Source organism: Pseudomonas sp. Q11 (assembly GCF_024494355.1).
GTDB lineage: Bacteria > Pseudomonadota > Gammaproteobacteria > Pseudomonadales > Pseudomonadaceae > Aquipseudomonas > Aquipseudomonas hefeiensis.
This window is the reverse complement of sequence record NZ_JAKNQY010000017.1, coordinates 74984-100350: the sequence shown is the minus strand read 5'-3', so window position 1 is coordinate 100350 and position 25367 is coordinate 74984. Positions and strand designations below refer to the sequence as shown.

Here is a 25367-nt window from a genome sequence, read left to right as displayed (position 1 = left end):
GTCAATCGTTCTCCGGGATTTCAGGGCAACTGGCCGTTTGTAGCAGGGCCTGTTGCAAAATGCTGATGGCGGTTTTTTTGAGCAGGTCCTTCTTCGGATGAGGGACCGTGACCAGCCCCGGTTTGGTCGGGTGTTTGAAGTGATGATGACTGCCTCGAACCCGCACCAGATACCAACCGTCCGCAACAATTTGGCTTATCAAAAATCGGCTATTCACATCACCTCCGTGTGGTGTGCTTGGTGGTTACTATACCTACTTGAATTTGATGATCAACACTATAACCACCGATATGGCCTTGTTGGGGTGGTTGGCGTCGTTGCAGGAAAGTCTAGAAGCCGCGCGGCACAGGGGCGGTGGCGAGGTCGGTGGGGTTATTTCTGGATGTGAAGTGCGACCGTGTAGAGAGAGCTTGCTCCAGCAGGGCTGGAGCTACGGCACGGACCAAAGCCGTTTCGCGAACCCATAAGCACTATGACTGCTGCACAAACGTCAGCCGCACCGCAAACCCAATCAAAAGACTCCCAAACAACCACTGCTGCATGCGTTGGGCCGAAGGGGACCGCTGGAGCCAGCGCCCGAGCGCCACGCCCATCAGTGCATAGGCGCTATCAAACAAAAAGCCGATGCTGACCAACACCACACCGAGGGTCGCGAACTGCCCAAGCACCGACCCGCCCTGTGGGTCGATGAACTGCGGCAAGAGTACCGAGCAAAACAGCAGCGCCTTGGGATTGAGCAGGTTGGTCAACAACCCGCGCCGAATCGCCTGGCGCCAATGCCGCTTTCCAGCCTCAACGCCGGCACTTTCAAAATTCGGCAACAACGTGGTTCGCAGGCACTGAAAGCCAATCCATAACAAATAAGCGGCGCCGGCCAGGCGCACCGCGTCAAAGGTCCAGGGCGCGGTCTTGAACAACGCCGAAAGCCCCAACGCTGCCAGCGCGACATGACACCCCCGAGCGATCCCCAGACCCACTGCGGTCGCCAGCGCCGCGCCCTTACCCTGACGGGCGCCGGTTTGCAGCAGCAGGATCATGTCCGGGCCGGGCAACAGATACACCACCACTAACGCCATAAAAAACAACCAGAGCTCTGCCACACCACACCTCCTGCATATCGACGATTTCGGTAGTGCCAGTCTAGGGCTGAGGGGCAGAGCAGGTGGTTGCGAAGTCAGCTTCTAAAGCTTCTTAAATTGGCATAACCTGCTAAGTAATCACGATGTTCAATCGGAAAATGCCAATTCATGAAACTGGATGCCTTCGACCGCAAAATCCTCGCCGCGCTGCAACGCGACGGCCGCCTCAGCAACGTGCAACTGGCCGAAGAAATCGGTTTGTCCGCCTCACCCTGCCTGCGCCGCGTGCGGATGCTGGAAGAAGCCGGCGTCATTCGCGGCTACCAAGCCATCCTAGACCGTGATGAAGTGGGGCTCGGGTTGACGATCTTTGTCGGCGTCAAGGTTGAACGGCACAACGACGAACAGGCCGAAGCCTTTCGCCAAGCGGTCACGGCATTGCCGGAGGTGATTTCGGCGTTTCTGGTGTCAGGCGAATCGGACTTTCTGTTGCAAGTGGTGGTGCCGGACTTGCGCGCCTACGACCGTTTTCTCACTGGCCGGCTGCTGAAGTTGCCGGGGGTGAGTGACATCCGGAGTAATTTTGCGATTCATACGGTGAAGACGCCGGGGGCGTTGCCGTTGGGGCATTTGCCGGGGGGGTGAATAGTTACGGCGGCTAATCTGTGCCTCGATAAGGATATCCAAGGAATGTATATGTATCGGCTTTACTATTCTCCCGGCGCCTGTTCGTTGGCGGCCCATATAATCTTAGAAGAGTTCGGGCTGCCCTTCGAATTGGAATTACGTTCTGCACTCAAAGGCAGCGGGACCCAGACACCCGAATATTTATTGATCAACCCGAAGGGTCGAGTGTCTGCCTTGCAATCAAGTTCGGGGGCGGCGGTGTCGGTGGTGTCCGGATCGAGGGCTTGTTTGCTTGATTTACCGTCCATAGTCGCCAAGGAAAGGAGCGTGAAAATGCTGCAAATTCGTCCAGCCAAACGAGGTGACGCGCAGGTTGCTTTTGATATCCGCCTTCAAGCAATACAGCACCAGTGCATGACTGCTTACACGAACGATCAAGTGATGGCTTGGACTTCTGTGCCGATCCAGTGCATTGCACACGGGGCTGTCAACAAGACGATCAACTGATCGAAAACAGTTGATTCTCTGTCGTACGCAATTCTCTGATTTTGCCTACAAACCAAGCGGGAGCCACCCGCTATCCACCACTGCGCAGATAGGAAATAGTGCTCCGCAGACGGACTGCACGATTGGCAATGAGTGATTGACGACCGATAGGTTTTGCCGGCTTCGCAGAAAGCGACGCTGAGGGCGGTGGCTCAAACCCTGGAAGGATTATCAATGCTTCAGAACGACCGCGATAATTTAGAGCTCGATAAACTAATGGTCGAAACCCGAAAATTGCTGGCTGAGACTCGCAAGCTCACGGCCGAGGAAACGAAGCTGAAGCACGAAGCCTTCTGGTATCCATACGCAGTAGGGGCAGAGGTAGCGACCGCCATAGTCGCCGTTGCTGGTTTTGGGATTAAAATTTGAGCGCTGGTTCGCCACAATGCGCCAATCCCCGCCCTACATTACTGGTACTTGAGCTTTACAAACACACGGCTCACCTTGCTCGAGATGGTTCACAGACTCAGCACGGCCCGCGGCCTGGGAGGAAAATGAGACATGCCTACGCATCGTAGTTATCAAGCAAGCATCGAGCAATTGCATCAAGAGGTAGAGGCGTTAGCTGAAGAGATGAGGCGCCCGACCCCGACCACAATGCGCGTTACGTTGTTGCCGTTCAGCATCGGTGCAGCGTTCGCTCTGACCCTGTTTGCCGTCGTCGCTTTTGTCGCAAAGCATGTTTGATTCTCTATCGCTCAGATACCTTGTTTTCGGCCCAGCCCAATTCGGATTGGTCTGCACGCTTGCCGATCGCAGTGTCCTTCGTTCCCACCGCCTTGTACTGGCGACGCAGCTGTACAAGGCCGCATAATTGGCAGCCAGGCTCCGCTTGGAATGTCTGTTCGCACATTGAGTATTGTGGATCCGCGATCTGATCGCTACTGGATTTCATGCCTCACGTTGGGGGAATCCAGTGCCGTCAGTTCATCAAGTCAAAAGGGAATTTTACTCATGTCAGAACCACGCATTCGTGCCCTCGCGCTCTGTATCTTTCATCATCACGGAAAAATACTGGTTAACCAATTCTATGACGCCGTTGAACAGCGAACCCTTTTTCGACCTATTGGCGGCGGCATTGAGTTCGGCGAACGAGGTATCGATGCCATCGTCCGTGAAGTGCAGGAAGAACTGGCTCTTTCGATCAGCGATGTTCGATTGATTGGCACGTTGGAAAGCATTTTCACCTACGCAGGCAAGCCAGGACATGAAATCGTTCAGGTCTACGATGCAAGGTTTGATGATGTAGACGTCTATGAGCGATCTTGGTTAGACGGTCGTGAAAGCAACGGTGCTTCGTTCAAAGCCACGTGGTGCCAGGGTTCCAGCTTCGCCGCTACGTCTACGCTAGTCCCTGAAGGACTTTTCGAACTGCTCAAACAGGCTTCGTTATTGGACTGAATGGCAGTTGTGGGGGCGCAAGCGCCCCCACAACACTACCTGGCGACTAGCCAGGCTTGTGGTTATCCAGTACTCGATTGACCGCTAACTCACCCAACATGATGACCCGTTGCAGCACCAGCATCGTTTGGCGCCTTGGGCCGTCCGTCAAGTCGGTGAGGTCGCTGACCATCACGCTGGCGGATGCCAGGGATTCACACGCCTCAACGAGCAACGTTTCGTCATCCACCGCTGCGTCGATGGTGAAGATCGTGCTGGGCTTGCGGGGCTGTATCTGCGTTTTCGTTGCCCCGGGGTTCAGGTAGTGCTTGAGCGCGCGGTCTGCCACCTCTTTCAACTTTTCAGGGTCGAGAGAGTCGCCGTAGAGTACCGAATCAATATCTGGGGGGTTGGGAGTAACCTTGAACATATGTCTAATTCCAGAGTTGGGGCCGCAACCGTTCTCTACTAAAAGAAGGGTGGCGGCTGTGCGCAGGTTAGTAGACCGGTGGAATTAGTAAACCCGGCGCGCCCAAGGGCGCCCTGCGCACAACCACCATCAAGTGCAGGCATATAATGCCCTGACTGAATGGTACTTATGCACCTTACTAACACCGTCCGGGCTACTAAACCCGACCACTGATGGGCAGTGGCAGGTAAACGATAGAGGCCGGGGGCAAAGCGCACAAGCCGGCGGATTCTGACGCACACGTAAGTAAGGACGCAAGGTCTCGTAGCCTCTAGGGCGTAACGTGGAATGTATTTAAACGTGTCTTCGCTGGATATGTTTACGATAATTAAACAGGTCGGGTTTTCTTCGTTCTCATCTTGGGTCGGTATTACTGCAAGCACTGTGCTTTACGCGAAGTTGCAGGCTCATCGATTCTTAAACAAGATCATGCCGCAGATAACACCAGGCGGAAGGTTTGAAGGACTTACCGAGATTTGCTCACGGCAGTGACGCGTTTCCTGGGTGAGATTTGAGGCGGGAAGTGGATTTTCACTTGGGCGACTGGCTGCCGCTTTCGACTTCCCTTGATGGGCATTGAATGATGCTTTGCGCGGGGAGGTAGCTGTGCGATGTTACTGGCATAGAGGTTGCTAATCGACGCAGTCGGCTGAACACTCGCACAGCCACCATAGGTAGCCGGGTTGCTAAGAAGATGGCCACTGCACTCCGGAGTAGACCGGAGAACTGGGCATCGCCAGAAAGCCTTGGGGCCCGGCGTACAGCACAGCGCCATCAAACATCGGGCGGAGCGCCCTGTTCGCTCGTCGAAAAGACGGGGGTTCTGAGTCCACTATCAAACGAAGCGGGAACTACCCGCTATCCACAGCTGGGCGGATAGGAAATAGTGCCCGGCAGAACGGACTGCACGATTGGTGATAAGCGATTGGCTTCCGAAAAATTGCCGGTTTCGCAGAAAGTGCCACTGAAGGGGGAGGGCAGGTTAAAACCGAAAGGATGACCATGTCCGCATTTTGACTTTATTAATCGGTGCTGCTCGTACGTAGGCGACGTCAGGCGCAGATGATAGATCTTTTTTTTGGTATCACGGTGTAATACCATGAACAATAAGCAGCTCAGCACACTCAGCGCCATATTTTCTAGGCCGACACCTTACATACTGGAATGGGCTCGTATCGAGTCACTGCTTGGCGCAGCGGGTGCCAAGACCATCGAAGGTAGCGGGTCGCGTGTACGTTTCGAATTGAACGGTGTGGTCGCAACGTTCCACCGGCCCCATCCGGACAAAGAAGCAAAGCCCTACCAGGTACGTGATGCTCGGGCCTTCCTTGAACAAGCAGGAGTTACCCCGTGAACGTTATGAATTATCAAGGCTACGCTGCCCGAATTGACTACAGCGATGAGGACGGCCTCTTTGTAGGCCACATCGCTGGTATTAAGGATGTCGTCGGGTTTCACGGCGAATCTGTCACCGAGCTTCGAGCGGCGTTTGAGGAGGCGGTAACTGATTATCTGGAGACGTGTGCCAAACTGGGGCGAGCACCGCAGAAGCCCTATTCTGGCAATCTCAGTCTGCGCCTCGCCCCCGCGCTCCATGCCACAGTCGCCGTAAAAGCTCAGCTTGCCCACAAAAGCATCAACCAATGGGTGGCTGATGTACTTGATCGTGAGGTGCACGCCTGAGACAGGCTGCGGCAGGAAGCCAGATCTCATTGGAAATGGGCGTGGAAATGGCGACGTATTTATTTTGGCCGGACACGGGGAGCCATCTACCTACGCTCGAAGATCACCTCACACTTCCCCAAACATCAGCCATAAAAAAACCGGCCACCAAGAGCCGGTTTTTTTCATATCCCCCGCCAAAACCACACGGCGTGAGACCAGAATTCGATTGGAGCGGGTGAAGGGAATCGAACCCTCGTTATCAGCTTGGGAAGCTGGAGTAATGCCATTATACGACACCCGCTCAGAGCGGCTGACTTTGTACCAGATGTGGGCGCGGATTTGAAGTTTTTCTTTACGGGCGCAGAGATGACGCGTCTACGCAAGCCTCAAACCAGAGCGGTCGTTCGCGGGCAAGCCCCGTGTCTGTCGGGGCAGGGCGGGGCTTGCTCGCGAGGACTCGGTTTCACATAGCCAGGGCATGGTAGTCCTGCACGTAGTTGTAGCGCGGTCGACTTTCTTGATGGGTCGACTTGAGGAAACCCAGCAGGGCGTCGCGGCTGTCGCGGCAGGCGGCTTTGTGTTCCATGTCCAGGAAATGCCCGGTGGCTTGCAGCGTGCTGAAGGTGCTGTGTTGCACGTGGTCGGCGAAAACCTTGGCGTCGGTGGCGGAGGTGTATTCGTCCCATTCGCCGTTCAGGAACAGCACCGGCACGTTGATTTTTTTCGCCGCGTTGACGTAACACATCCGGTCGCTGTGGAGCACATCGCTGATGTGGAAATGCATCTGTCCGTATTCATGCTCGGCCAGGCTGCTGACGTGGCGATAGTTGAAACGCTTGAACAGCGGCGGCAAGTGTTTGCCGATGGTGCTGTTGACCAGGTGTCCCACGCGATCGCCGTCCAGGCTGCCCAGGTAATCCACGCCGCGCTCCAGATAATCGCGCATCGGTGCATTGAGCACTGGGGAGAACGAGCTGATCACGGCTTTTTCGATGCGCCGTGGGCGCTGGGCCAAGGCAGTGAGGGTGGCGGCGCCGCCCCAGGAAAAAGACAGCACATGCTCGGCGGCGAAGTGATCGATCAACTCCAGGAGAATCTGGCCTTCGATCTCTTTGGTCAGCATTTTTTCGTGGCGATTGTGGGGCTTGGACTTGCCCGCATAGGGTTGGTCGTACAGCACGACGTTGAATTGCGGGTAGAGGTTTTTGGCGGTCTGTGCAAACGACGCAGTGGTGGCCATCGAGCCGTTGACCAGGATAATGGTCTTTTGCGCGGCGTCTGCGCGATAGAACTCCGTGTAAACCCGATACTGACCCTGTATATCCAGCACAGCGATTTCTGGCCTCATGTCATAAGACTCCTGGCAAGCGGGTATGCGCGCAATGAGATTGCACGAGCAATGTGACAGGTAGGCATACGCCTGAAAGATAAGGCCCATGTCGATCCACGAAAGCCGGTCGACGGGTGTTGTTATGGCGGGCAGTTTGCCGGAGTTAAGAAGGAACCCGAGGAGGCTCCGGCCGGCAAAAAGTTTCTTGGAAGTATGTGGTGACTCATCGGTCACATTTCGGCCGACGGTTTGATTCAAGCAGTGGACCGGCCGTCGCGCAAGTGTTGTTTGGAAATTGCCCGACACTTCTGCCGAGCGGTCATGGGATCAGATCAGGCGGATCTCTTCAGGGCTCAGGGCGCGGTATTGGCCCGGCTCAAGCTCGGCGTCCAGCAGCAGCGGTCCCATGCGTTCGCGGTGCAGGCGCAGCACCTTGTTATCGAAGTGGCCGAACATACGTTTGACCTGGTGATAGCGGCCCTCAACGATGCTCAGTCGCGCCGATCTTGGCCCCAGCAGTATTAAATCCGCAGGCTGGGTGGTGAGGTTTTCGAAAGCGAAGTACAGCCCGCGTGCGAAGGTGACGGCGTATTCGGCGGTGATGAGTTGTTCGGTCTCGACGTAATAGACCTTGGGCAGTTTGGTCTGCGGTTGGGTCAGGCGCCGCGACCAACTGCCGTCATTGGTGATCAGCATCAGCCCGGTGGTGTTGAAGTCCAGTCGCCCGGCGATGTGCAGGTCGTCCTTGTCTGGCTCGTCCAGCAGGTCCAGCACGGTGGGGTGCTGCGGGTCGCGGGTGGCGCTGACGCAACCGGGCGGTTTGTGCAGCATGAAATACCGGGGTAGGCGACCGGCTTGCAGCACCTGATCATCGACTTCGACCCGGCTGAATTCACGCACCTGTGCGTGAGGGTCGCTGACGATCTGGCCGTCGATCCGCACCCGGCGTTCCACCAATAGCAGCCGAACCTGTTGGCGATTGAAGCGCGGCAGATTACTGAGGAAGCGGTCAAGGCGCATGGGGCAGGTCAGGCAAGAGAACGGAGGGCGGGCATCTTACGCGATCGGCTGCGGCTTGGCCCGCAACTGGGCTTCGACCTGGGCGCAGCGCGGGCACAGGCAGGACTGGTCTCGCAGCTCGGCCGGCAATGCTTCCAGCACGGCCGGGTCGATGCTCACGCCGTAACACCAGCAGGCACGGTCGGCGGTTCGCGGGTTGGCCAGGGTGCAGTCGTTGCTGGCGCCACAGGCCGGGCACCGGTCAGGTTTATTCATAGCTGGAGTGAGGCATCTGTACACAGGTTCGGTTGTTCCCGGTTTGCCGGGCGCGTTGCAGCGCATGATCGGTCCGCGACAGCAGGCTGTGCAAGGTATCTTCGTCCTGCAAGGTGGTGAGGCCGATGCTGATGGTGACCCGCAGCTCTTTCCCACTGCAGAAATAACGCTGTTGTTCGATCCGTTGACGAATTTTCTCGGCAATCTTCAGACCGTTCTGACCGTCGGTGTCCTTGAGCAGCACAATAAACGTCTCGCCACTCCAGCGACACACAATGTCCGAATGCCGCAGGCTGTCGGTCAGGTCGCGAGCGAACCCGGTCAACAGTTGGTCGCTGGCGATATGACCATGGGTGGTGTCCAGTCGCTTGAACTCGTCCAGCTCCAGCAGCAGCGCCGCCAGGGGTTTTGGCTCACGTTGGGCTTCGTGCAGGGCCTGCACCGCCAGCAGGTCGAAGCCACGGCGGTTGGGCAGTTCGGTCAGGCTGTCGAGGGTGCTCTGGGCGTCGATGCGGCGTTGATAGCTGTTGATCAATTGATAAAGGATTGCCAACACGGCCAGCGTCACGAGCAGGCCGATCAGCAGGTTCAGGTACAGCATCCTGAGCGTGTGGTCCCGTACCGAGGTATTGGCAGCGTGGTAGCCCAACAATGAAATGATCAGAAAGCCTGCACCTAGCAGCCCCACCACGAGCAGGAGCGGCTTGCGCTGGGAATACAACGGCGAACGGAGCGACATGGCGATTTCCTTGGCGCAGACCCAATGAAGTCAGTTTAGTGGCCTTGCAGGAAAAGGTGCTCGGATTTGCAGGTTTGTAAAAATTGTGGCGAGGGGATTTAGCGAAACGTCGCACCGCCCCGCTGGGCTGTGCAGCGGCCGCAAAAGCGTCTGCTTCGCAGCCAAGCGGGAGCAAGCTCCCTCGCCACAAAATCACAGCGGTTTCAGACCCTGTAAATAGGCCCGCCATCCGCCCAAATGACTGATGTCCTGCGCGCCTGCCAAACCATACGGCTCACAAATGAATCCGCTTTCCCAGCGGCCATCGGCCAGTTGTACCTTGCCCAGCCCAAGCGGCGCGGGGATGCCGGTGAGGAACGAGCCGAGTTCGCTGCTCGGCAATTCCCAAACCTCCACCTCGATGGCCACGCCGCCTTCACTGACCCGAAGCATGCCGGGGCGCAGAGGCGGGCCGCCGGCCAGGGCGTAGAGACGGTAATCGGCTGAGCTGTGGGTGGCCTCGATCAGACGGGCACCGCGTTGCTTGAGCTGCCAGTTCAGCGCCAATCCGTCCAGATGCGCCCCGCACACCACCAGCCGCGCCCGGTCATGGCGAGCCGGGTTGGCGGGCGCTGGCACGGCCGGGTCTTGCTGACGCTGCAAGGCATCGGCGACGCTTAACAGGTATTGATCGGTGAAGGCCCGACCGAACAGCGTCACGCCCCAGGGCAAGCCGTTGGTCATGAATGCGCTGGGAACAGCGACGGCAGCGTAGTCCAGCAGGTTCATGAAGTTGGTGTAGTAACCCAGCTCCGAGTTGCGCAGCACCGGTTCGGCGACCAGTTCGGCGAGAGTCACCGGGCGACCGATGGTCGGGGTGAGGACGCAATCGAGCGTTTCCATGACGCGGTCGCACTGGGCTTTGAGCGCTTGCAAACGGTACTGGGCACGGAAGGTTTGTACGCCATCCACGGTAGGCGCTTTCGCCAATACGGCGCGGATAACCGGCAGTACGGCGTCGGGCTCGCGCTCCGTCAGCTCCCCGGCAACACTGTAGCGCTCGGCCACCCACGGCCCTTCATACAGTAGCCGGGCGGCTTCCAGAAACGGAGACAGGTCCAGTTCCACTGCTTCACCGCCCAGGCCCTTGAGTCGCTCAATGGCTTCTTGAAACAGTCGTGGACCTTCGTTGCAGCCGAAAAAAGCCAGGTCTTGCCCACGAGGCACGCCGAAGCGAAAGCTTCGCGGCGCGCCGAACGCTGAGCCGTCGTTCCACAGCGGGTTGCGGCGGCTGTACTCATCACGAGGGTCGAGGCGGGCGGTCAGCGCCAGTAATTGGCTGGCTTCCCGCGCCGTTGCGGTAAAGGTCGTGACGCAGTCCAGGGTGCGACAGGCCGGCACCACACCCGCCGTGGAGATCAATCCCTTGGTGGCCTTCAATCCCAGCAGATTGTTCAGCGCCGCCGGCACCCGACCCGAACCTGCGGTGTCGGTGCCCAGGGCAAAACTTGCTACACCCAGGGCCACCGCCAGCGACGAGCCGGCGCTTGAACCGCCGGCCGGATAGTCGGGCAGCACGCTGTTGCGACAGGCACCGTAAGGCGAGCGGGTGCCGTTGAGCCCGGTGGCGAACTGGTCGAGATTGGTCTTGCCCAGGGGAATCGCGCCCAGGGCCAGTAGCTGCTCGACAAGGGTGGCCGAACGTTGCGGCACGTAGCTGAACGCCGGGCAGGCGGCCGTGGTGGGAATGCCAGCCAGGTCGATGTTGTCCTTGATCGCGAACGGCACGCCATACAACGGCAGGCTTTCCAGGTCCTGACCCTCCAGCGCGGCGAGGTAGGGTTCCAGTTCCCCGGGCGTCAGCAGGTGGATGAACAGGTGGTAGTCCGGGTTCAGCGCCGCGGCTTTTTCCCGCAGGCTCAACAGTAAATTCCGAGGTGTAAGTTCGCCGCTGCGGTAGGCGTCGCGCAGATCGTCCAGGCGTAAAGACAGGTTCATGGCATTAATCCTTTGATTGAGTTCAGTCACGTTCCAGCACCACCACACGTTGTCCGGCGCGCACCGCCGAGCCGGGCTGTACACGAATCTCGCGTACCACTCCGGACACGGGAGCGAGCACCGGGATTTCCATCTTCATCGACTCCAGAATTACCAATACCTCACCCGCGCTGACCCGAGCACCCACCTGCACCTGGACCTGCCAGAGATTGCCAGCGATGTGGCTGTCGACGCTGAGTTGATCCTCGCTCAGCAGCGAATCTTCATTGGGTGCGGGTGCTGGTTCTTCGCTGTCGAAGTGCGCCTGGCCACTGGCGATCCAGCGCTCGCGCTCGGCGTTGAAGGCGCCTTGTTGCTGCGCCCGAAACGCCGCGATGCTGTCCGCCTCCTGGGCCAGGAAGCGCTGATAATCGGCAAGATTGAGCTGGCTGTGTTCGATGTTCAGGTCGAAGCGGCCCAGCGGGAAGTCCCGGCGGATGCGCAGCAGTTCATCGGCGCTGACCGGGTAGAAGCGGATCTGGTCGAAGAACCGCAGCAGCCAGGGTTTGCCGTCGAATGCGGCGACCTCGCGATAACGATTCCACATCTGCAACGTGCGCCCGACGAACTGATACCCACCTGGGCCCTCCATGCCGTACACGCACATGTACGCGCCGCCGATGCCCACCGAATTTTCCGCCGTCCAGGTGCGGGCCGGATTGTATTTGGTGGTCACCAGTCGATGCCGAGGGTCCAGGGGCGTGGCGACCGGCGCGCCGAGGTAGACATCCCCAAGACCCATCACCAGGTAGCTGGCGTCGAACACCGTGCGTTGCACTGCGTCGAGGTCGGGCAGGTCGTTGATGCGCCGGATGAACTCCAGGTTGCTCGGGCACCAGGGCGCGTCCTTGCGCACCGTGGTCATGTATTTTTCGATGGCCAACTGGCAGGCCGGATCGTCCCAGGACAGCGGCAGGTGCACGATGCGTGACGGCACTTGCAGATCCTGTGCGGCGCATACCGCGTCCCATTCACCGATGACGATCTGCAGTAGCTCGGCCAGCGGCAGTTGTTCGGGTTGGTAGTGCACTTGCAACGAGCGAATGCCCGGCGTCAGGTCGATTACGCCGTGCAACTGTTTGTGTTCCAACGCCTGCATCAAGGCGTGGGCGCGAAAGCGCAGCACCAGATCCAGTTCAGGAGCACCTATCTCCAGTAGCAGGTGGGTGTCGCCGGCCAATCTCGCCACCAGCCGGGTATCGTCCTGACCGATATCCAACACCACAGGCGACATCAATGTTTGTGTATCCCCAAAACCTGTGGCGAGCGAGCTTGCTCGCGCTGGGTCGCGCAGCGGCCCCAACCCTTCAGGGACAAGATCATTGTCTGGCGAGCGCTGCGCACTCGAGCGGGAGCAAGCTCCCTCGCCACAAGGGAAGTGTGTCGCCAATGATCGGGCGGTCGATACATCCACCGGCACAAACCGCACCCTGTCCCCGGCCTTGAGTTGTCCCAGTTGCCAAAGATCCGCCTCGATCACCGTCACCGGGCAGACGAACCCCCCCAGGCTCGGGCCGTCGGGGCCGAGGATGACGGGCATGTCGCCGGTGAAGTCCACGGCGCCGATGGCGTAGGGGTTGTCATGGATGTTGGAAGGGTGCAACCCCGCCTCGCCACCGTCGGCGCGCACCCATTCGGGTTTCGGCCCGATCAGGCGCACACCGGTGCGGCTGGAATTGAAATGCACTTCCCAGGACGTATCGAAGAAGGTCTGGATGTAGCGCTCGGTGAAGTATTCCGGCGCGCCGTGAGGGCCATAGATCACGCGGATCTGCCGCACGTCGGGCAGTTCCAGAGTAGGTTCGCTCGTTTGCGGCAATGCCACGCGCTCATCCAGGGGCGTCAGGTGCAACACGTCGCCGGTACACAAGGCCCGCCCGCCATGACCGCCGAACTGGCCGAGGGTGAAGGTGCTTTTGCTGCCCAGGTAATCCGGCACTTGCACGCCGCCTTGCAGGCACAAGTAACTGCGCGCCCCGGCGCCGGCGATGGTGCCGATCGCCAACGTGGAACCGGCAGGAATCGAGAGGGCAGTGTTCATCGGCACAGCTTCGCCATCGAGGGTCAGTGCAATGACCGCGCCGGTCACAGCCACCCTGGCAGCGCAGTTGAAACGCAGCAACGGCCCGCTCATGGTGATTTCCAGCGCCGCGGCGCCTTCTGCATTGCCCAGCAGGCGATTGCCCAGGCGCAGCGAGCGGCTGTCCATCGGTCCCGATGGCGGAACACCCACCGCCCAATAGCCGAGTCGGCCGGGGTAGTCCTGAATGCTGGTCTGGGTGCCGGGGCTGAGCACCTCAAACGTATTGGCGCGATAGACCAGCGCCTCAAGGCAGCGAGTCCAGGGCTGGCCGCTGGCAAAGGGTGCATCGAGGAGAATCTGTTGCAGGTAGTCGCGGTTGGTTTCCACGCCGTACAGCAGGCTTTCATTCAGCGCTTGATGCAAACCCAGGCGTGCCTGTTCGCGGGTCGGCGCCCAACGGATGACTTTGGCGATCATCGGGTCGAAGTAGGGCGGAATCTGGCAACCGGCCTCGACCCAGGTGTCGATGCGCAGTTGTTTGCCGTCGGCCTTCGGGAATTGCACAGCGGTCAGCAATCCAGGGCTTGGCTGGAAATCCCGGCCTGGATCCTCGGCGTACAACCGTGCCTGAATCGCGTGGCCCTGGGCTTGCAAACCCTGGCGTAATTCGCTCAGTGGCGGCAGGTCTCCGGCGGCCAATTGCACCATCCAGCGCACCAGGTCGACGTTCCACACTTGTTCGGTGACACCGTGCTCCACTTGCAGGCGGGTGTTCACTTCCAGAAAGTAAAAGCGCCCGGCGTCACTGTCAAAGACGAACTCCACGGTGCCGGCGCTGCGGTAGTTCACCGCCTGAGCCAGTTGGATCGCCGCGGCGCAGAGCTCGTCGGCCATGCCTTCGGGCAGGTTCGGCGCCGGGGTTTCTTCGAGGACTTTCTGGTTGCGCCGCTGCACCGAGCAGTCGCGCACGCCCAGTGCGATCACCTGGCCCTGGCCGTCGCCGAATACCTGAACCTCAAGATGTCGAGCCCGCTCGATGTACTTCTCGATGAACACGCCGGCATCGCTGAAGTTGTTCTGGCCCAAGCGCTTGACCGCTTCGAAGGATTCGCTCAACTCGGCGGCATTGCGACAGACACGCATACCGATGCCACCGCCCCCGGCGGTGCTTTTGAGCATGACCGGATAGCCAATCTGGGTTGCGGCCAGTAGCGCGGCGTCGACGCTGTCGAGCAGTTCGCTGCCTTCGAGCAGTGGCACGCCGTGCCGGCGCGCCAGGTCGCGGGCGGTGTGCTTGAGGCCGAACACGCGCAGTTGCTCCGGCGTCGGGCCGATGAAAGCGATGCCGGCGGCTTCGCAGGCCTGCGCGAAGGCGGCGTTTTCCGAGAGAAAACCGTAGCCGGGATGAATCGCCGTCGCGCCGCTGCTTTTAGCAATCGCCAAAAGTTTGTCCACCGCCAGGTAGGTATTGGCTGCCGCGCCTTCGCCCAGGCAGTGGGCTTCGTCGGCCTGCTGAATATGCAAGCTGGCCGCATCGGCCTGGGAATACACCGCGACGCCTTCGACCTTCAGCTCGCGCAGGGTCCGCAGGATCCGGCAGGCGATGGCGCCACGGTTGGCGATGAGGATTTTTTTGAACATGGCATTGCCCCCTCAGGCATGCGTGCTGCCTGAACTGGGATGCGGGCCGTCCCGCAGTTTTCGATGGCCGCCGGGGTCGTCCCCGTGAGCAAGAAGTCTGCGAACACTACGCAACCTCTGTGGGAGCGAGCCTGCTCGCGATAGCGGTATGTCAGTCACGAGAGTGCTGGCTGATCCGACGCCATCGCGAGCAGGCTCGCTCCCACAGGAGGGCATAGGTGTTCATATAATTATTTAATGCACTGCCCCGACCGGCTCTGGCACAACGCAAACAGCCAGCGGCGCAAGCGGGCGAGTTTCAGTTCCATATCAAAAGCTCCGCTGGCGTGGGGTTGTAGGCGTTGCACGGGTTGTTCAGTTGCGGGCAGTTGGAGATCAGCACGATCACGTCCATTTCGGCCCGCAGGTCGACGTATTTGCCCGGGGCCGAGATCCCGTCTTCGAAGGTCAGGCCGCCGTCGGCGGTGACCGGCACGTTCATGAAGAAGTTGATGTTCGGCCCGATGTCGCCTTTGCCCAGACGGCCATCGTGGGCGCAGGCCCGCAGGTAGTTGTCGCGGCAACTGTGCATGTAGCGTTTTTCCAGGGCGTAGCGCACGGTGTTGCTTTCCTGGGCGCAGGCGCCACCGAGGGTGTCGTGGCGCCCGCAGGTGTCTTCAACGATGGTCAGCATGGGCTGGCCGAGGTTGGAATACAGCACGCTGCCGGTGCCCAGGTACACGCTGTTCTGCCGGCGCAGGGTGCGCTGCACGTCGTAGCGTTCCTTGGGATTGGCCAGGCTGTAGAACAGCGTATCGACCGCCTGGTTGCCTTCCAGGTCGAGGATGCGCAGGGTCTGGCCGGCCTTGACCTCCACCAGCCAGGGTTCCCCGGCGGGAATGGTGGCGCGGTAGATGGCGGTGTCAGGCAGCTTTTGCAGGGTGGCGATGGCAAATGACATGGCAGCGATCCTCAGGCGAACAGGCGGTCGGTGTTGATGAAGCCGCGCTGGTTTTCCGGGCGCGAGTTGCGACAGTGCTCAGCGACGCTGGGCTCGGCGTTCATCCAGCTGAGCTTGAGCGGTTGCGGGGCGTATTGCGGGTTCGGGTCCATCGGGTGTTGCAGCGCGGTCAGGACCACCAGGGTATCCATCGGCGCGTACAGCTCGATGTAATCGCCGGCCTTGGAATGGCCTTCAACGAAGTGAAAGTTGCCGGCTTCATCGACATCGACCCGGCTGAACAGGTTGAGGGTCATCAGCAAGTCCGACAGGCCCAACCCCCATTTGCCCAGTTCCACCAACAGGTTGTCAGTGCCGTTGCGAAAGAACCCGTTGCGCAGTTCCTGATAGCGGCCCTGGCCGTATTTTTCGGCAACTTCTTCGGCGCAGAGCACACCGCCAAGGCTATCGCTCCAGCCGCACGTGTCGGCGGTGATGGCCGCCAGCACCCGGCCCATGTCTGAGTACAGGCAATGGCCGGTGGTGAGTTTGGCGGTGTGTTGGCATTTGAGGCTGTCGGGCAGGTTCAGGCGCTCGGTTTTTTCGTTGGCATTGAGCAGCGTCAGGCTCACGTTGGCCCCGCCGCGCAGGTCGGTAAGACGCAGCAGTTGGCCGCGCTTGAGCACGAAGGAACGGTGGCCGCCACCGGGCAGCAGTTCTTCGGCGAAGGGCGGAAACAATGGGGTCGAATCGGTCATGGGAAAACTCCTTTCAAGCGATACGCAACGTGCCGGCCAGTTCGGCGGGCAGGGCGTCGACGGCGGCACGGGCGGTGCGACGGTCGCTGTTCAGTGGAATGTCGTAGGTGATGCGCGCGCCATAGGCGCCGGGGGCATGAGGGTCGACGCGAACCTTGTCGAACACCAGCAGGCGTGTGCCGAGGCTGAATCCTTCGGACAGGTCATGGGTGACCATGAACACCGTCAAGCGGGTTTCGCGCCATAGCTCCAGCAACAGGCCGTGCATGTCTTTGCGAATGCCCGGGTCGAGGGCGCCGAAGGGTTCGTCCAGCAGCAGGACACGGGGTTTCATGATCAGCGCCTGGGCGATGGCCAGCCGCTGTTGCATGCCCCCGGACAACTGCGCCGGGTATTTGTCCAGCGCGTGGCCGAGGCCGACCTTGTTCAGCAGGTGCGCGGCCTCTTCGCGGGCCTGGCGTTTGGCGCTGCCGAACAGACGTCCCAGCAGCGGCGAGCGCGGCAGTTCCAGGCCCAGGGCTACGTTGTTCAGCACCGTCAGATGCGGGAACACCGAGTAGCGCTGGAACACCACACCGCGGCTGGCATCCGGCTCGCCGGCCAGGGGCTCGCCATCCAGCAGAATCTGTCCGCGACTGGCGCGCTCCTGGCCCAGCAGCAAGCGCAGGAAGGTCGACTTGCCACAACCCGACGCCCCCACCAGCGTACAGAAATCGCCTTCGGCGACGCTCAGGTTCAAGCGTTCGAGCACCACCTGATCGCCATACTGTTGCCAGACGTTGTTCACTGTAATGAAGCTCATGCCTTCGCCCCCTCATACCAGGGGAACGCCTGGCGGGTCAGGCGCTTGAGACCCCAGTCCATCAGCCAGGCGAGCAAGGTGATCCACACCACGTACGGCAGGATCACGTCCATCGCCAGGTAACGCCGCACCAGGAAAATCCGATAGCCCAGGCCATCGGTGGAGGCGATGGCTTCGGCGGCGATCAGAAACAGCCAGGCCGAACCGAGCATCAGCCGCAGGGAAATCAACAGGCGTGGCAGCAATTGCGGCAGCACCACCCGCAGCATCAGGGTCCAGGTCGAAGCGCCGAGGGTCTGGGCCTTGATCAGCAGTTCGACCGGAATTTCCCGGGCGCGTTGTTCCAGGTCCCGGGCCAGGCACGGGGTGATGCCAATGACGATCAGCATGACTTTCGACAATTCCCCCAGGCCGAAGACGATGAACAGAATCGGCAGGATCGCCAGCGGCGGCACCATCGACAGCACGGTGAGCAAAGGCGACAGCGGCGCGCCGAACAGCGGCAACGTACCGGCGGCAATGCCCAGGCACAGGCCGGCCAAGGCGCTGATGCCCAGGCCGATTGCCAGTCTGCGCAGGCTCGACGCGGTGTCTTGCCAGAGCAGGTAATCGCCACTGCGCACGTCAGCGGTGAAGGCCAGGCGTTTCACCGCATCGGCCATCTGCACCGCGCTGGGCAGCAGCTTGTCGTTGGGGTTGTCCGTCAACCGTTCGGCCGAGCCCATGAAGTAGGCGAACAGCACCAGTGCGAAGGGCAGGATCACCAACAACAGGCGACTGGGACGATCCGGGTAGCGGTTGATCAGGCGCATGCCAGCTCCTCAGGTTTACAACTTGGCGTCGGCGGCCAGTTGCACGTAGGTCGGGTCAAAGCGCAGCTTGAGGTTGGCCTTGTCGCCGCGGGTCACGCCATTGGCGAACGCCATGCCGACCGCATCGGTGTCCTTGGCGCCTTCGCCGAGCAAACCGTGCTGGAACGAGAACTCGGCGACCTTGCGCATGGTGGCGGGCAGTTGCTCGCTGGTGGCGAAGTTGAGCGCTTCCTTGGGAGTGGCGAACAATTTGGTGGTGTCCAGTTGCGCCTGGAAACCTTTGAGATCGGTGCCCGACGCTTTGGCCATATGTTCCAGTGCCGTCTTGCTGGCGGCGTTTTTTGCGTTCATCAGCGCCACCACTTCAAACCAGGCACCGGTCAACGCTTTGCCCAGGGCCGGGTTGTCCTGAAGGGTCCGGGTGTTGACCACCATCATGTCCATGATCTCCCCCGGGATCTGGCTGGAATTGAACACCTCGCTCACACCGGGCTGGGCCTTAATGTCCGAGAGCATCGGGTTCCAGGTGGTGACGGCCTTGACCTGATCGGTATTGAAGGCCGCGGAGATATCGGCATCGGAGGTGTTGACGACTTTGAGGTCCTTCTCGGTGAGGCCGACCGAGTCCAGGGCGCGGGCCAGCAGGTAGTGGGAGACCGACAGTTCCACCAGGTTGACGTCCATGCCCTTGAGGTCAGCGACTTGCTTGCCGTCACCCTTGAGCACGATGCCGTCGTTGCCATTGGAAAAGTCGCTGACGATCAGCGCGGTGCTGTCCACGCCGCCAGCGGCGGGAATGGTCAGGGCGTCCATGTTGGTCATGGTGCAGCCGTCGAACTGACCGGCGGTGTATTGGTTGATGGATTCGACGTAGTCGTTGAGCTGCACGACATCGATGCTGATGCCGTATTTTTTCGCCCATTTATCGACGATGCCTTGGCTACCGGCGTATTCCCAGGGCATCCAGCCGGCGTAAATGGTCCAGCAGACGCTGAAATGGTCTTTTTGCGCGGCAGGGGACAAGGGGCTCACGAGGGCCGAGAACGTGGCGAGGAGCAGGGCGCAAAGACGAAGCTTGAGCATGGTGGTTCTCCAGTTGATCAAGGGCGGACAGGAGCAACGCGGCACCGTGAACGGTGGCTTGTCTCCCGGGCTTTTGTCCCGCCGTGTAACCTCAACTGGAGGTCGCCAACTCTCGGACCAGCCACTCGCCAGAGGCGAGCCGGAACCCTAGTCAGCCATTGCAAATTGTGGTGCCGCGAACCTGTGATGACTCCTGCACGGGGTTTATTAAAGCGAGAGCCGTGCCAAGTAAGGTAAAGGCCCGGTCCAGACGGGCCAGGTGTTGGAGGGGACGAGCGGCGGACGGAGGTTATGCATAGTTGTGGTGCTTTCCTGCACCGGGATGAGGCATAGAGTCACATGTTTCAACTTGTTGCCAGGGCGCACCAGATTCGGATTTCGCTGTCAGATTAATCGTCAGTCACCCAATAGATGACTGCCGCCCGCCAGCGTCGCTGATGTGGCTCATTAGCGGTCCAGGAGGCCGCCATGTATCGACGACTTCTGCTCATTGCGTTTCTGGGTTTGACACTTTCGGCATGTGTTCCTTACGACGGAGGCTCAAGCTACTACCGTTCCGAGGTCTACACCTCACCGGCGCCGGTCTATTACGGTGGCGGGAGCTACTACTCGGCACCGCGTGGCTATTACGCACCGCGGTATTACCAACCGGCACCGCGCTACTACTCGGCACCGCGTTATTACCAGCACGGGCCGCGGCATTACTCGCCACCACGCACGGCATATCGGTCTCATCCACACCGGGGCGGCTGGAATGACGACCGTCGTGGTCGAGGCGGGCGTGATCATCGGGGACGCGGTGATCGTGATGGACGGCGTAACCACCGCTGATCCATCGGCAGCAAAAAGCGGCGCATCAAGCGCCGCTTTTTTGTGCCTGTAACAAACCTGATGGGATAACGCTTGTGGGAGCAAGGCTTGCTCGCGATGACAGGGGATCAGTCAGCTTTCCAGTGACTGGCATACCGCTATCGCGAGCAAGCTTTGCTCCCACAGATGTCACATCCACAGATGTCACTCCCACAGATGTCACTCCCACAGATGTCACATCCCACAGATGTCACTTCCACAGATGTCACTTTCACAGATGTCACTCCCACAGAATGTCACCCAGGTTCTTTATTCATTAGACAAATCCGCCAACGGATGCCGCCCTTCCCAGGCCTTGTGGAAATGCGCCTCGACCGTCGCTTCGGGTACATGGTTGATGTCCGGCCAGTGCCAACGGGGCTTGTGGTCTTTGTCGATCAGCCGCGCCCGCACGCCCTCGCTGAATTCGGGGTGTCGGCAGCAGTTGAGGCTCAAGGTGTACTCCATGCGCAACACACCTGCCAATGACAAATGCCGGGCTCGGGCGATCTGTTCCCAGACCAGATGAGCGGTCAGCGGAGAGCCTTCGGTCATGGTCCTGGCCGCCCGCGCGATCAACGGGTCTGGATGGTCCACCAGCAGACTGAGGGCTTTCCAGGCGCAACGTACATCGCTGACATCCAGCCATTCGTCGATTTTCTGCCGGCGCGGTAGCCATTGTGCCTCGGGCAACTGAGCGACGGCTTCCTGCTGCAAGGCCTTGAGCAGGCTGTTGAGCTGCATGGGGGTTTGTTCCTGCCAGTTGAGTTGCAGCAGGCCCTCGATCAGGTCGTCCTGTTGTTCATCCAACAGGAAACGGTCGGCCAGACCCAGGTCAATGGCGTCCCGGGCATTCATGTGGGCGCCCGTCAGGCCCAGGAACAGGCCAAGCTTGCCGGGCAGTCGCGACAGGAACCAACTGGCGCCGACATCCGGGTACAGGCCGATGCTGATTTCCGGCATCGCCAGGCGCGTGCTCGGTGTGACGATCCGAATATTCGCGCCTTGCAGCAACCCCATGCCGCCGCCAAGCACGTAGCCATGGCCCCAGCACACCAAGGGTTTGGGAAAAGTGTGCAGGTTGAAGTCCAATCGGTACTCCGCTGCAAAAAATTGCGCCGCCAAGGGCGGTACTTCACCTGGTTGAGCGCGGCAGGCCTCCACCAGGCTGCGCACTTCGCCGCCGGCGCAAAATGCCTTGGCGCCGTTGCCGCGCAACAACACGCAGACGATTTGCGGTTCTCTGGCCCAGGCATCCAGACGATCACGCAGGGCGTTGATCATCGGCAAGGAGAGGGCATTCAGGGATTTTTCAGCATCCAGGGTGGCGATGCCGATGCGGGCGCCATTGATGCCGGTGAGTTCTTCGAAGTGCAGATTCATCGTGACCTCGATCAGAAATTTGAATGATCAGTATGACCGCTGCGTAGGAAAGTGCCGGTTCTGCGTCAGATCAATTGACAAGCCATGTAGGCTTTCCTAGGGTGCGCCCATTGTTTTTACCGGGTGCAACCATGACTGCTGACGACCGTATCAAACTCGAACCGAGCTGGAAGCAAGCCCTGCGTGCCGAGTTCGACCAGCCCTACATGGCAGAGTTGCGCGAGTTCCTGCGTCAGGAATACGCGGCCGGCAAGGAAATTTACCCACCGGCATCGTTGATTTTCAATGCCCTCAATTCCACGCCGCTGGACAAAGTCAAGGTCGTGATCCTCGGCCAGGACCCCTACCACGGCCCAGGCCAGGCCCACGGCTTGTGCTTTTCGGTGCAGCCGGGTGTGCCAGCACCGCCTTCGCTGGTGAACATCTACAAGGAATTGAAACGCGACCTGAATATCGACATCCCTAATCACGGCTACCTGCAAAGCTGGGCCGATCAGGGTGTGCTGTTGCTCAACACCACCATGACTGTGGAGCGTGCCAATGCCAATTCCCACGCGGGCAAGGGCTGGCAGCACTTTACTGATCGGGTCATTGAGGTGGTCAGTGAGCACCAGCCGCATTTGGTCTTTCTACTGTGGGGCGCCCATGCCCAGGGCAAGCAGAAGCTGATCGATGCCACCAAGCATCTGGTGCTGACCTCCGTCCACCCGTCGCCGCTGTCGGCTTACCGTGGTTTCCTGGGTTGTGGGCATTTCAGTCGGGCCAACAAGTTTCTCGAGCAACAGGGCGAAGCGCCGATCGACTGGCGGTTGCCGTCGGTTTAATGCGTTGACCGGGCTGGCCTAATCGCGAGCAGGCTCGCTCCCACAGGATATTGCGGCGTACACAAATCAGTGTGGGAGCGAGCCTGCTCGCGATAGGGGGCAACGCGGTCTATAAGTCCGAACCCGGCTTGCGAGTCCAATACCTGAACAACGGCTCCGCCAGAAACAGCACAAACAGCAGCCGCATCACCTGCAACGCCGTCACCAGGGGTACAGACAGTTGCAGCGTCTCCGCCGTCAGGCTCATCTCCGCGATACCGCCGGGCATCATGCCCAGAGTCAACGAACGCAAGTCCAGATGAGTCAGCGTGCTCAGGCCCAAGGCCGCGAGGGTGGCGATCAGCATCGTCAACACCGTGCCGACCAGGGTACGTCCCATGAACGACGGCGCGCGGCGGAAGAACTGCCGATTGAAGTGACAACCCAAGCCGCTACCGATCAACCATTGGCCGATCTGGCTGCCGCCGTCGGGCAGGCCGATGTGCAGGTCCCAGCCGACGCTTACCGCCGCGCTCACCAGCAACGGCCCGAACAACCATGGATTGGGCTGGCGCAAACGTTCCCAGATCCAGGCGAGCAGGGCGCCTGCTGGGAACAGCACTGCCAGCCACAGCCAGTCCACCGTGGCAGCGTGTTGCACCGGGGCGCCTTCGCCGAGCAAGTATTTGAAAGCGGCCGGCACGCACAGTACCACCACCAGGACCCGCAGGCTTTGCCCAGCAGCGACGCGGCTCAGATCGGCGCCATTGCGGGCACCGAGGTTGACCATCTCGCCGGAACCGCCCGGCATGCTGGAGAAAAAAGCGGTGGCGCGGTCTTCACCGGTGCGGCGCATCAGCCACACACTCACCACGCTGGACACGCTGGTGATCAGCGCGCCGAAAAAGATCAGGCCAAAATGGCTCAGCACCTGCTCCATCACCACTGGGGTGAAGTGCAGGCCGATACCGATGCCTACTATCCACTGGCCGCATTTACGGCCGCCGGGGATTTCCATCAGTTGCCACGGCGTCAGGCAGCGCACCAGGATGATCGCCAGCAACGAGCCGACCATCCAGGGCAAAGGCCAGCCGATCAGGCTGGCCAGATAACCGCCGGCCAGACCGACCAGCGGTGTTCCCCACCATTGTCTGAGAGTTGCCTCAGACATTGGCCAGGGCACGACGTTGAGCCGAACGGCGGCGCCAGATCCGCAGCACTGGCATCAGCAGCATGATGACGGTCAATACCCAGCAACCCAGGGTGATCGGGCTCGACCAGAGGATTTCCAGCGCACCGTTGGAAATCGACAGCGCACGACGCAGGTTCTGTTCCATCAGGCCACCGAGGATGAAGCCCAACAGGACCGGCGACAACGGGAAGTCCAGCTTGCGCAGGATGTAACCGAAGATGCCGATACCGATCATCAGGAACAGGTCGAACGTGGTGGCGTGCACCGCGTAGACGCCGATCCCGGTGATGATCGCGATGACCGGTACCAATGCCCAGTTCGGCACGGCCAGGATACGGGTGAAGACGCGGATCATCGGGATGTTGAGGATCACCAGCATGATGTTGGCGACGAACAACGAAGCGATCAGGCCCCAGACGATGTCCGGTTGTTGCTGGAACAACAGCGGACCCGGAGTGATGTTGTACAGCGACAGTGCGCCAATCATCACCGCCGTGGTGCCGGAACCCGGAACACCCAGCGTCAGCATCGGTACCAACGCACCGCAGGCGGCGCCGCCGATGGCGGTTTCCGGGGCGGCGAGACCACGTTTGTCACCCTGGCCGAAGGTACCGTCTGCACCGGCGATGCGTTTTTCAGTCATGTACGCCACGGCACTGGCCAGGGTCGCACCGGCGCCTGGCAACACACCCATGACGAAGCCAAGCACGCCGCATCGCACGTTCACCCAGAACACCGATGCCGCTTCCTTGAAGTTGAACATCATCCGTCCGGTGGCTTTCACCGCTTCCTGGCCGCGATGGGTTTTCTCCAGCAGCAACAGAATTTCACTGATGGAGAACAGGCCCAGCACCAGCACGACGAACTGGATGCCGTCGGTCAAGTGGATGTTGTCACCGGTGAAACGGTACACGCCGCTGTTGGCATCAATCCCGACGCAGGACAGGAACAGCCCGATCAGCGCCGCGATGAAGGTCTTGAGTGGGCGGTCACCGGCCATGCCGCCAAGGCAGACGATGGCGAACACCATCAGGACGAAGTATTCCGCCGGTCCGAAGGCAATCGCCCATTTAGCCAGCAGCGGGGCGAACAGCACCATCCCGCAGGTGGCAATGAATGCACCGATGAACGAGCTCCACGCTGACAACGAAAGGGCGACGCCGGCCATGCCTTTGCGGGCCATCGGGTAGCCGTCCAGGGTGGTCATGACGGTGGAGGCTTCACCCGGGATATTGAGCAGGATCGAGCTGATTCGTCCGCCGTATTCGCAACCCAGGTACACGGCCGCCAGCAGGATCAGGGCCGACTCCGGTGGCAGACCGAGGGCGAATGCAATCGGGATCAGCAGCGCCACGCCATTGATCGGCCCCAGGCCCGGCAGGAGGCCGACCACGGTGCCGATCAGGGTGCCGCTCAGGGCAGTAACGAGGTTATAAGGGGTCAGTGCAACGCCAAAACCCTGGCCGAGATAATTCAGGGTATCCATATCAATTCTCCAGGACGTCGAGCAGGCCCAAGGGCAGCGGCACGTCCATCAGCTTGTCGAACAACAGATAGAGACCGATGGCCATCAGGCTGATGATCACCACGCTCGGCACCCAACGACCGCCATACAGGCGCGCCATCGGAACCCCGACCACAATGCTGGCGAGGATGAAACCCAGGGGTTCGAAGGTCCCGGCGAATATCAGCAGCAGCACGACGCAGATGCCGATTTTTTGCAGGGTTTCGCGATCCAGTTGCGGATCTTCGTCGCTGTGCACGATGGGCGTCGGACGAAAGACCATATAGAGCAGGGCCAGGCTCAGCAGCCCGATCATCAGCAAGGGGAAAGCGCGCGGGCCGACCGGCTCATAGGAAAAGGCCGCCTGGTAGGGCCAGGCCATCAGCGCGAGGCCGACGCAAACCAGCAGCAGCACTGAAGCGAAAATACGTTGGATGAGCATGACTAACTCCTGGGCGGCACCGCAGTGATG

At 60.2% G+C, this 25367-nt stretch carries 26 protein-coding genes, 1 tRNA gene, 1 pseudogene and 1 riboswitch; of the genes and pseudogenes, 9 read left to right on the top strand and 19 right to left on the bottom strand.

Annotated elements, in window-relative coordinates:
- Nucleotide 1: 1 nt before the first annotated feature.
- The gene (locus MA884_RS18360) at nt 2-217 is read right to left on the bottom strand and encodes a type II toxin-antitoxin system HicA family toxin (RefSeq protein WP_256231831.1); all 216 of its coding nucleotides are present in this window, start codon (nt 215-217) and stop codon (nt 2-4) included.
- Nucleotides 218-470: 253 nt separating this feature from the next.
- Complete coding sequence (locus MA884_RS18355; RefSeq protein WP_256231830.1) at nt 471-1100, bottom strand: LysE family translocator; 630 nt, start codon at nt 1098-1100, stop codon at nt 471-473.
- A gap of 147 nt (nt 1101-1247) precedes the next feature.
- Between MA884_RS18355 and MA884_RS18350 the strand changes: the two genes are divergently transcribed.
- From MA884_RS18350 to MA884_RS18330, 5 genes are all read left to right on the top strand, one after another.
- Nucleotides 1248-1724, top strand: a complete 477-nt coding sequence (locus MA884_RS18350) for an Lrp/AsnC family transcriptional regulator (RefSeq protein ID WP_188252090.1) — start codon at nt 1248-1250, stop codon at nt 1722-1724.
- A 51-nt stretch (nt 1725-1775) separates the two neighbouring features.
- The gene (locus tag MA884_RS28085; protein ID WP_371134787.1) at nt 1776-2213 is read left to right on the top strand and encodes a hypothetical protein; all 438 of its coding nucleotides are present in this window, start codon (nt 1776-1778) and stop codon (nt 2211-2213) included.
- A 213-nt stretch (nt 2214-2426) separates the two neighbouring features.
- A complete protein-coding gene (locus MA884_RS18340) occupies nt 2427-2621 on the top strand; it encodes a hypothetical protein (protein WP_256231829.1) in 195 nt (64 codons plus the stop codon).
- Between the two features lie 132 nt (nt 2622-2753).
- The gene (locus MA884_RS18335; RefSeq protein WP_256231828.1) at nt 2754-2939 is read left to right on the top strand and encodes a hypothetical protein; all 186 of its coding nucleotides are present in this window, start codon (nt 2754-2756) and stop codon (nt 2937-2939) included.
- 267 nt (nt 2940-3206) lie between these two features.
- Nucleotides 3207-3653 (top strand): NUDIX hydrolase, encoded by a 447-nt coding sequence (locus tag MA884_RS18330; protein ID WP_256231827.1) that lies wholly within the window; start codon nt 3207-3209, stop codon nt 3651-3653.
- Nucleotides 3654-3699: 46 nt separating this feature from the next.
- Here the strand turns inward: MA884_RS18330 and MA884_RS18325 are convergent, their stop codons facing one another.
- Nucleotides 3700-4062: a DUF6124 family protein gene (locus MA884_RS18325; RefSeq protein ID WP_256231826.1), complete on the bottom strand. Its 363-nt coding sequence runs from the start codon at nt 4060-4062 to the stop codon at nt 3700-3702.
- A 1138-nt stretch (nt 4063-5200) separates the two neighbouring features.
- Between MA884_RS18325 and MA884_RS18320 the strand changes: the two genes are divergently transcribed.
- Entirely contained in the window at nt 5201-5455 is a 255-nt protein-coding gene (locus MA884_RS18320; RefSeq protein WP_256231825.1) for a type II toxin-antitoxin system HicA family toxin, read from the top strand.
- Entirely contained in the window at nt 5452-5784 is a 333-nt protein-coding gene (locus MA884_RS18315) for a type II toxin-antitoxin system HicB family antitoxin (protein ID WP_256231824.1), read from the top strand. Before MA884_RS18320 ends, MA884_RS18315 begins: the two co-directional genes overlap by 4 nt.
- 209 nt (nt 5785-5993) lie before the next feature.
- On the opposite strand, the gene MA884_RS18310 is transcribed toward MA884_RS18315, so the two are convergent.
- The 12 genes and pseudogenes from MA884_RS18310 to MA884_RS18255 all read right to left on the bottom strand — a co-directional run bounded on the left by MA884_RS18310 (nt 5994) and on the right by MA884_RS18255 (nt 19164).
- Nucleotides 5994-6067, bottom strand: a tRNA-Gly gene (locus MA884_RS18310).
- A 162-nt stretch (nt 6068-6229) separates the two neighbouring features.
- Nucleotides 6230-7114, bottom strand: coding sequence for an alpha/beta fold hydrolase (locus MA884_RS18305; protein ID WP_256231823.1), 885 nt, complete (start codon nt 7112-7114; stop codon nt 6230-6232).
- A 309-nt stretch (nt 7115-7423) separates the two neighbouring features.
- On the bottom strand, nt 7424-8116 hold the full coding sequence (locus tag MA884_RS18300) for a pseudouridine synthase (RefSeq protein ID WP_256231822.1): 693 nt from the start codon (nt 8114-8116) through the stop codon (nt 7424-7426).
- Nucleotides 8117-8152: 36 nt separating this feature from the next.
- Complete coding sequence (locus MA884_RS18295) at nt 8153-8371, bottom strand: cysteine-rich CWC family protein (RefSeq protein ID WP_256231821.1); 219 nt, start codon at nt 8369-8371, stop codon at nt 8153-8155.
- Nucleotides 8364-8969 (bottom strand): annotated as a pseudogene (locus tag MA884_RS18290) (GGDEF domain-containing protein); the annotation flags it as partial. The gene MA884_RS18295 and the pseudogene MA884_RS18290, both read right to left, overlap by 8 nt.
- 333 nt (nt 8970-9302) lie before the next feature.
- On the bottom strand, nt 9303-11087 hold the full coding sequence (gene atzF / locus MA884_RS18285) for an allophanate hydrolase (RefSeq protein ID WP_256231820.1): 1785 nt from the start codon (nt 11085-11087) through the stop codon (nt 9303-9305).
- Nucleotides 11088-11109: 22 nt separating this feature from the next.
- Nucleotides 11110-14790, bottom strand: a complete 3681-nt coding sequence (gene uca / locus MA884_RS18280; RefSeq protein WP_256231819.1) for an urea carboxylase — start codon at nt 14788-14790, stop codon at nt 11110-11112.
- Nucleotides 14791-15088: 298 nt separating this feature from the next.
- Complete coding sequence (locus MA884_RS18275) at nt 15089-15730, bottom strand: urea amidolyase associated protein UAAP2 (protein ID WP_256231818.1); 642 nt, start codon at nt 15728-15730, stop codon at nt 15089-15091.
- Between the two features lie 11 nt (nt 15731-15741).
- Nucleotides 15742-16467, bottom strand: coding sequence for an urea amidolyase associated protein UAAP1 (locus MA884_RS18270; RefSeq protein WP_256231817.1), 726 nt, complete (start codon nt 16465-16467; stop codon nt 15742-15744).
- Between the two features lie 13 nt (nt 16468-16480).
- Nucleotides 16481-17269: an ABC transporter ATP-binding protein gene (locus MA884_RS18265; protein ID WP_256231816.1), complete on the bottom strand. Its 789-nt coding sequence runs from the start codon at nt 17267-17269 to the stop codon at nt 16481-16483.
- Nucleotides 17266-18081 (bottom strand): ABC transporter permease, encoded by an 816-nt coding sequence (locus tag MA884_RS18260; RefSeq protein ID WP_256231815.1) that lies wholly within the window; start codon nt 18079-18081, stop codon nt 17266-17268. The genes MA884_RS18265 and MA884_RS18260 overlap by 4 nt, the downstream gene beginning before the upstream one ends.
- A 15-nt stretch (nt 18082-18096) precedes the next feature.
- On the bottom strand, nt 18097-19164 hold the full coding sequence (locus MA884_RS18255; protein WP_256231814.1) for a putative urea ABC transporter substrate-binding protein: 1068 nt from the start codon (nt 19162-19164) through the stop codon (nt 18097-18099).
- Nucleotides 19165-19224: 60 nt separating this feature from the next.
- Nucleotides 19225-19326, bottom strand: a riboswitch (guanidine-I (ykkC/yxkD leader).
- Between the two features lie 306 nt (nt 19327-19632).
- Here MA884_RS18255 and MA884_RS18250 point away from each other — a divergent pair.
- Nucleotides 19633-19995: a hypothetical protein gene (locus MA884_RS18250; protein WP_256231812.1), complete on the top strand. Its 363-nt coding sequence runs from the start codon at nt 19633-19635 to the stop codon at nt 19993-19995.
- Nucleotides 19996-20283: 288 nt separating this feature from the next.
- Here the strand turns inward: MA884_RS18250 and MA884_RS18245 are convergent, their stop codons facing one another.
- The gene (locus tag MA884_RS18245; protein ID WP_256231811.1) at nt 20284-21396 is read right to left on the bottom strand and encodes an enoyl-CoA hydratase/isomerase family protein; all 1113 of its coding nucleotides are present in this window, start codon (nt 21394-21396) and stop codon (nt 20284-20286) included.
- 131 nt (nt 21397-21527) lie between these two features.
- Between MA884_RS18245 and ung the strand changes: the two genes are divergently transcribed.
- Nucleotides 21528-22220 carry a uracil-DNA glycosylase gene (ung, locus tag MA884_RS18240; protein WP_256231810.1) on the top strand — a complete coding sequence of 231 codons (693 nt, stop codon included), beginning with the start codon at nt 21528-21530 and terminating at the stop codon, nt 22218-22220.
- 109 nt (nt 22221-22329) lie between these two features.
- On the opposite strand, the gene MA884_RS18235 is transcribed toward ung, so the two are convergent.
- The 3 genes from MA884_RS18235 to MA884_RS18225 are packed head-to-tail and all read right to left on the bottom strand — an operon-like array spanning nt 22330 to nt 25337.
- A complete protein-coding gene (locus MA884_RS18235) occupies nt 22330-23370 on the bottom strand; it encodes an AbrB family transcriptional regulator (RefSeq protein WP_256231809.1) in 1041 nt (346 codons plus the stop codon).
- On the bottom strand, nt 23363-24877 hold the full coding sequence (locus tag MA884_RS18230) for a tripartite tricarboxylate transporter permease (RefSeq protein ID WP_256231808.1): 1515 nt from the start codon (nt 24875-24877) through the stop codon (nt 23363-23365). Before MA884_RS18230 ends, MA884_RS18235 begins: the two co-directional genes overlap by 8 nt.
- 1 nt (nt 24878) lies before the next feature.
- Nucleotides 24879-25337: a tripartite tricarboxylate transporter TctB family protein gene (locus MA884_RS18225; protein WP_092397315.1), complete on the bottom strand. Its 459-nt coding sequence runs from the start codon at nt 25335-25337 to the stop codon at nt 24879-24881.
- Nucleotides 25338-25367: the final 30 nt, after the last annotated feature.

Excerpts from the sequence above, each read along its gene's own strand:
- ung (WP_256231810.1), top strand. The coding sequence starts at position 21,528 with ATGACTGCTGACGACCGTATCAAACTCGAACCGAGCTGGAAGCAAGCC.
- MA884_RS18230 (WP_256231808.1), bottom strand. The coding sequence starts at position 24,877 with ATGGATACCCTGAATTATCTCGGCCAGGGTTTTGGCGTTGCACTGACC.
- atzF (WP_256231820.1), bottom strand. The coding sequence starts at position 11,087 with ATGAACCTGTCTTTACGCCTGGACGATCTGCGCGACGCCTACCGCAGC.
- MA884_RS18255 (WP_256231814.1), bottom strand. The coding sequence starts at position 19,164 with ATGCTCAAGCTTCGTCTTTGCGCCCTGCTCCTCGCCACGTTCTCGGCC.
- MA884_RS18245 (WP_256231811.1), bottom strand. The coding sequence starts at position 21,396 with ATGAATCTGCACTTCGAAGAACTCACCGGCATCAATGGCGCCCGCATC.
- MA884_RS18225 (WP_092397315.1), bottom strand. The coding sequence starts at position 25,337 with ATGCTCATCCAACGTATTTTCGCTTCAGTGCTGCTGCTGGTTTGCGTC.
- MA884_RS18265 (WP_256231816.1), bottom strand. The coding sequence starts at position 17,269 with ATGAGCTTCATTACAGTGAACAACGTCTGGCAACAGTATGGCGATCAG.
- MA884_RS18300 (WP_256231822.1), bottom strand. The coding sequence starts at position 8,116 with ATGCGCCTTGACCGCTTCCTCAGTAATCTGCCGCGCTTCAATCGCCAA.
- MA884_RS28085 (WP_371134787.1), top strand. The coding sequence starts at position 1,776 with ATGTATCGGCTTTACTATTCTCCCGGCGCCTGTTCGTTGGCGGCCCAT.
- MA884_RS18320 (WP_256231825.1), top strand. The coding sequence starts at position 5,201 with ATGAACAATAAGCAGCTCAGCACACTCAGCGCCATATTTTCTAGGCCG.
- MA884_RS18270 (WP_256231817.1), bottom strand. The coding sequence starts at position 16,467 with ATGACCGATTCGACCCCATTGTTTCCGCCCTTCGCCGAAGAACTGCTG.
- MA884_RS18275 (WP_256231818.1), bottom strand. The coding sequence starts at position 15,730 with ATGTCATTTGCCATCGCCACCCTGCAAAAGCTGCCTGACACCGCCATC.
- MA884_RS18340 (WP_256231829.1), top strand. The coding sequence starts at position 2,427 with ATGCTTCAGAACGACCGCGATAATTTAGAGCTCGATAAACTAATGGTC.
- MA884_RS18305 (WP_256231823.1), bottom strand. The coding sequence starts at position 7,114 with ATGAGGCCAGAAATCGCTGTGCTGGATATACAGGGTCAGTATCGGGTT.
- MA884_RS18350 (WP_188252090.1), top strand. The coding sequence starts at position 1,248 with ATGAAACTGGATGCCTTCGACCGCAAAATCCTCGCCGCGCTGCAACGC.
- MA884_RS18330 (WP_256231827.1), top strand. The coding sequence starts at position 3,207 with ATGTCAGAACCACGCATTCGTGCCCTCGCGCTCTGTATCTTTCATCAT.
- MA884_RS18335 (WP_256231828.1), top strand. The coding sequence starts at position 2,754 with ATGCCTACGCATCGTAGTTATCAAGCAAGCATCGAGCAATTGCATCAA.
- MA884_RS18325 (WP_256231826.1), bottom strand. The coding sequence starts at position 4,062 with ATGTTCAAGGTTACTCCCAACCCCCCAGATATTGATTCGGTACTCTAC.
- MA884_RS18295 (WP_256231821.1), bottom strand. The coding sequence starts at position 8,371 with ATGAATAAACCTGACCGGTGCCCGGCCTGTGGCGCCAGCAACGACTGC.
- MA884_RS18260 (WP_256231815.1), bottom strand. The coding sequence starts at position 18,081 with ATGCGCCTGATCAACCGCTACCCGGATCGTCCCAGTCGCCTGTTGTTG.
- uca (WP_256231819.1), bottom strand. The coding sequence starts at position 14,790 with ATGTTCAAAAAAATCCTCATCGCCAACCGTGGCGCCATCGCCTGCCGG.
- MA884_RS18235 (WP_256231809.1), bottom strand. The coding sequence starts at position 23,370 with ATGTCTGAGGCAACTCTCAGACAATGGTGGGGAACACCGCTGGTCGGT.
- MA884_RS18250 (WP_256231812.1), top strand. The coding sequence starts at position 19,633 with ATGTATCGACGACTTCTGCTCATTGCGTTTCTGGGTTTGACACTTTCG.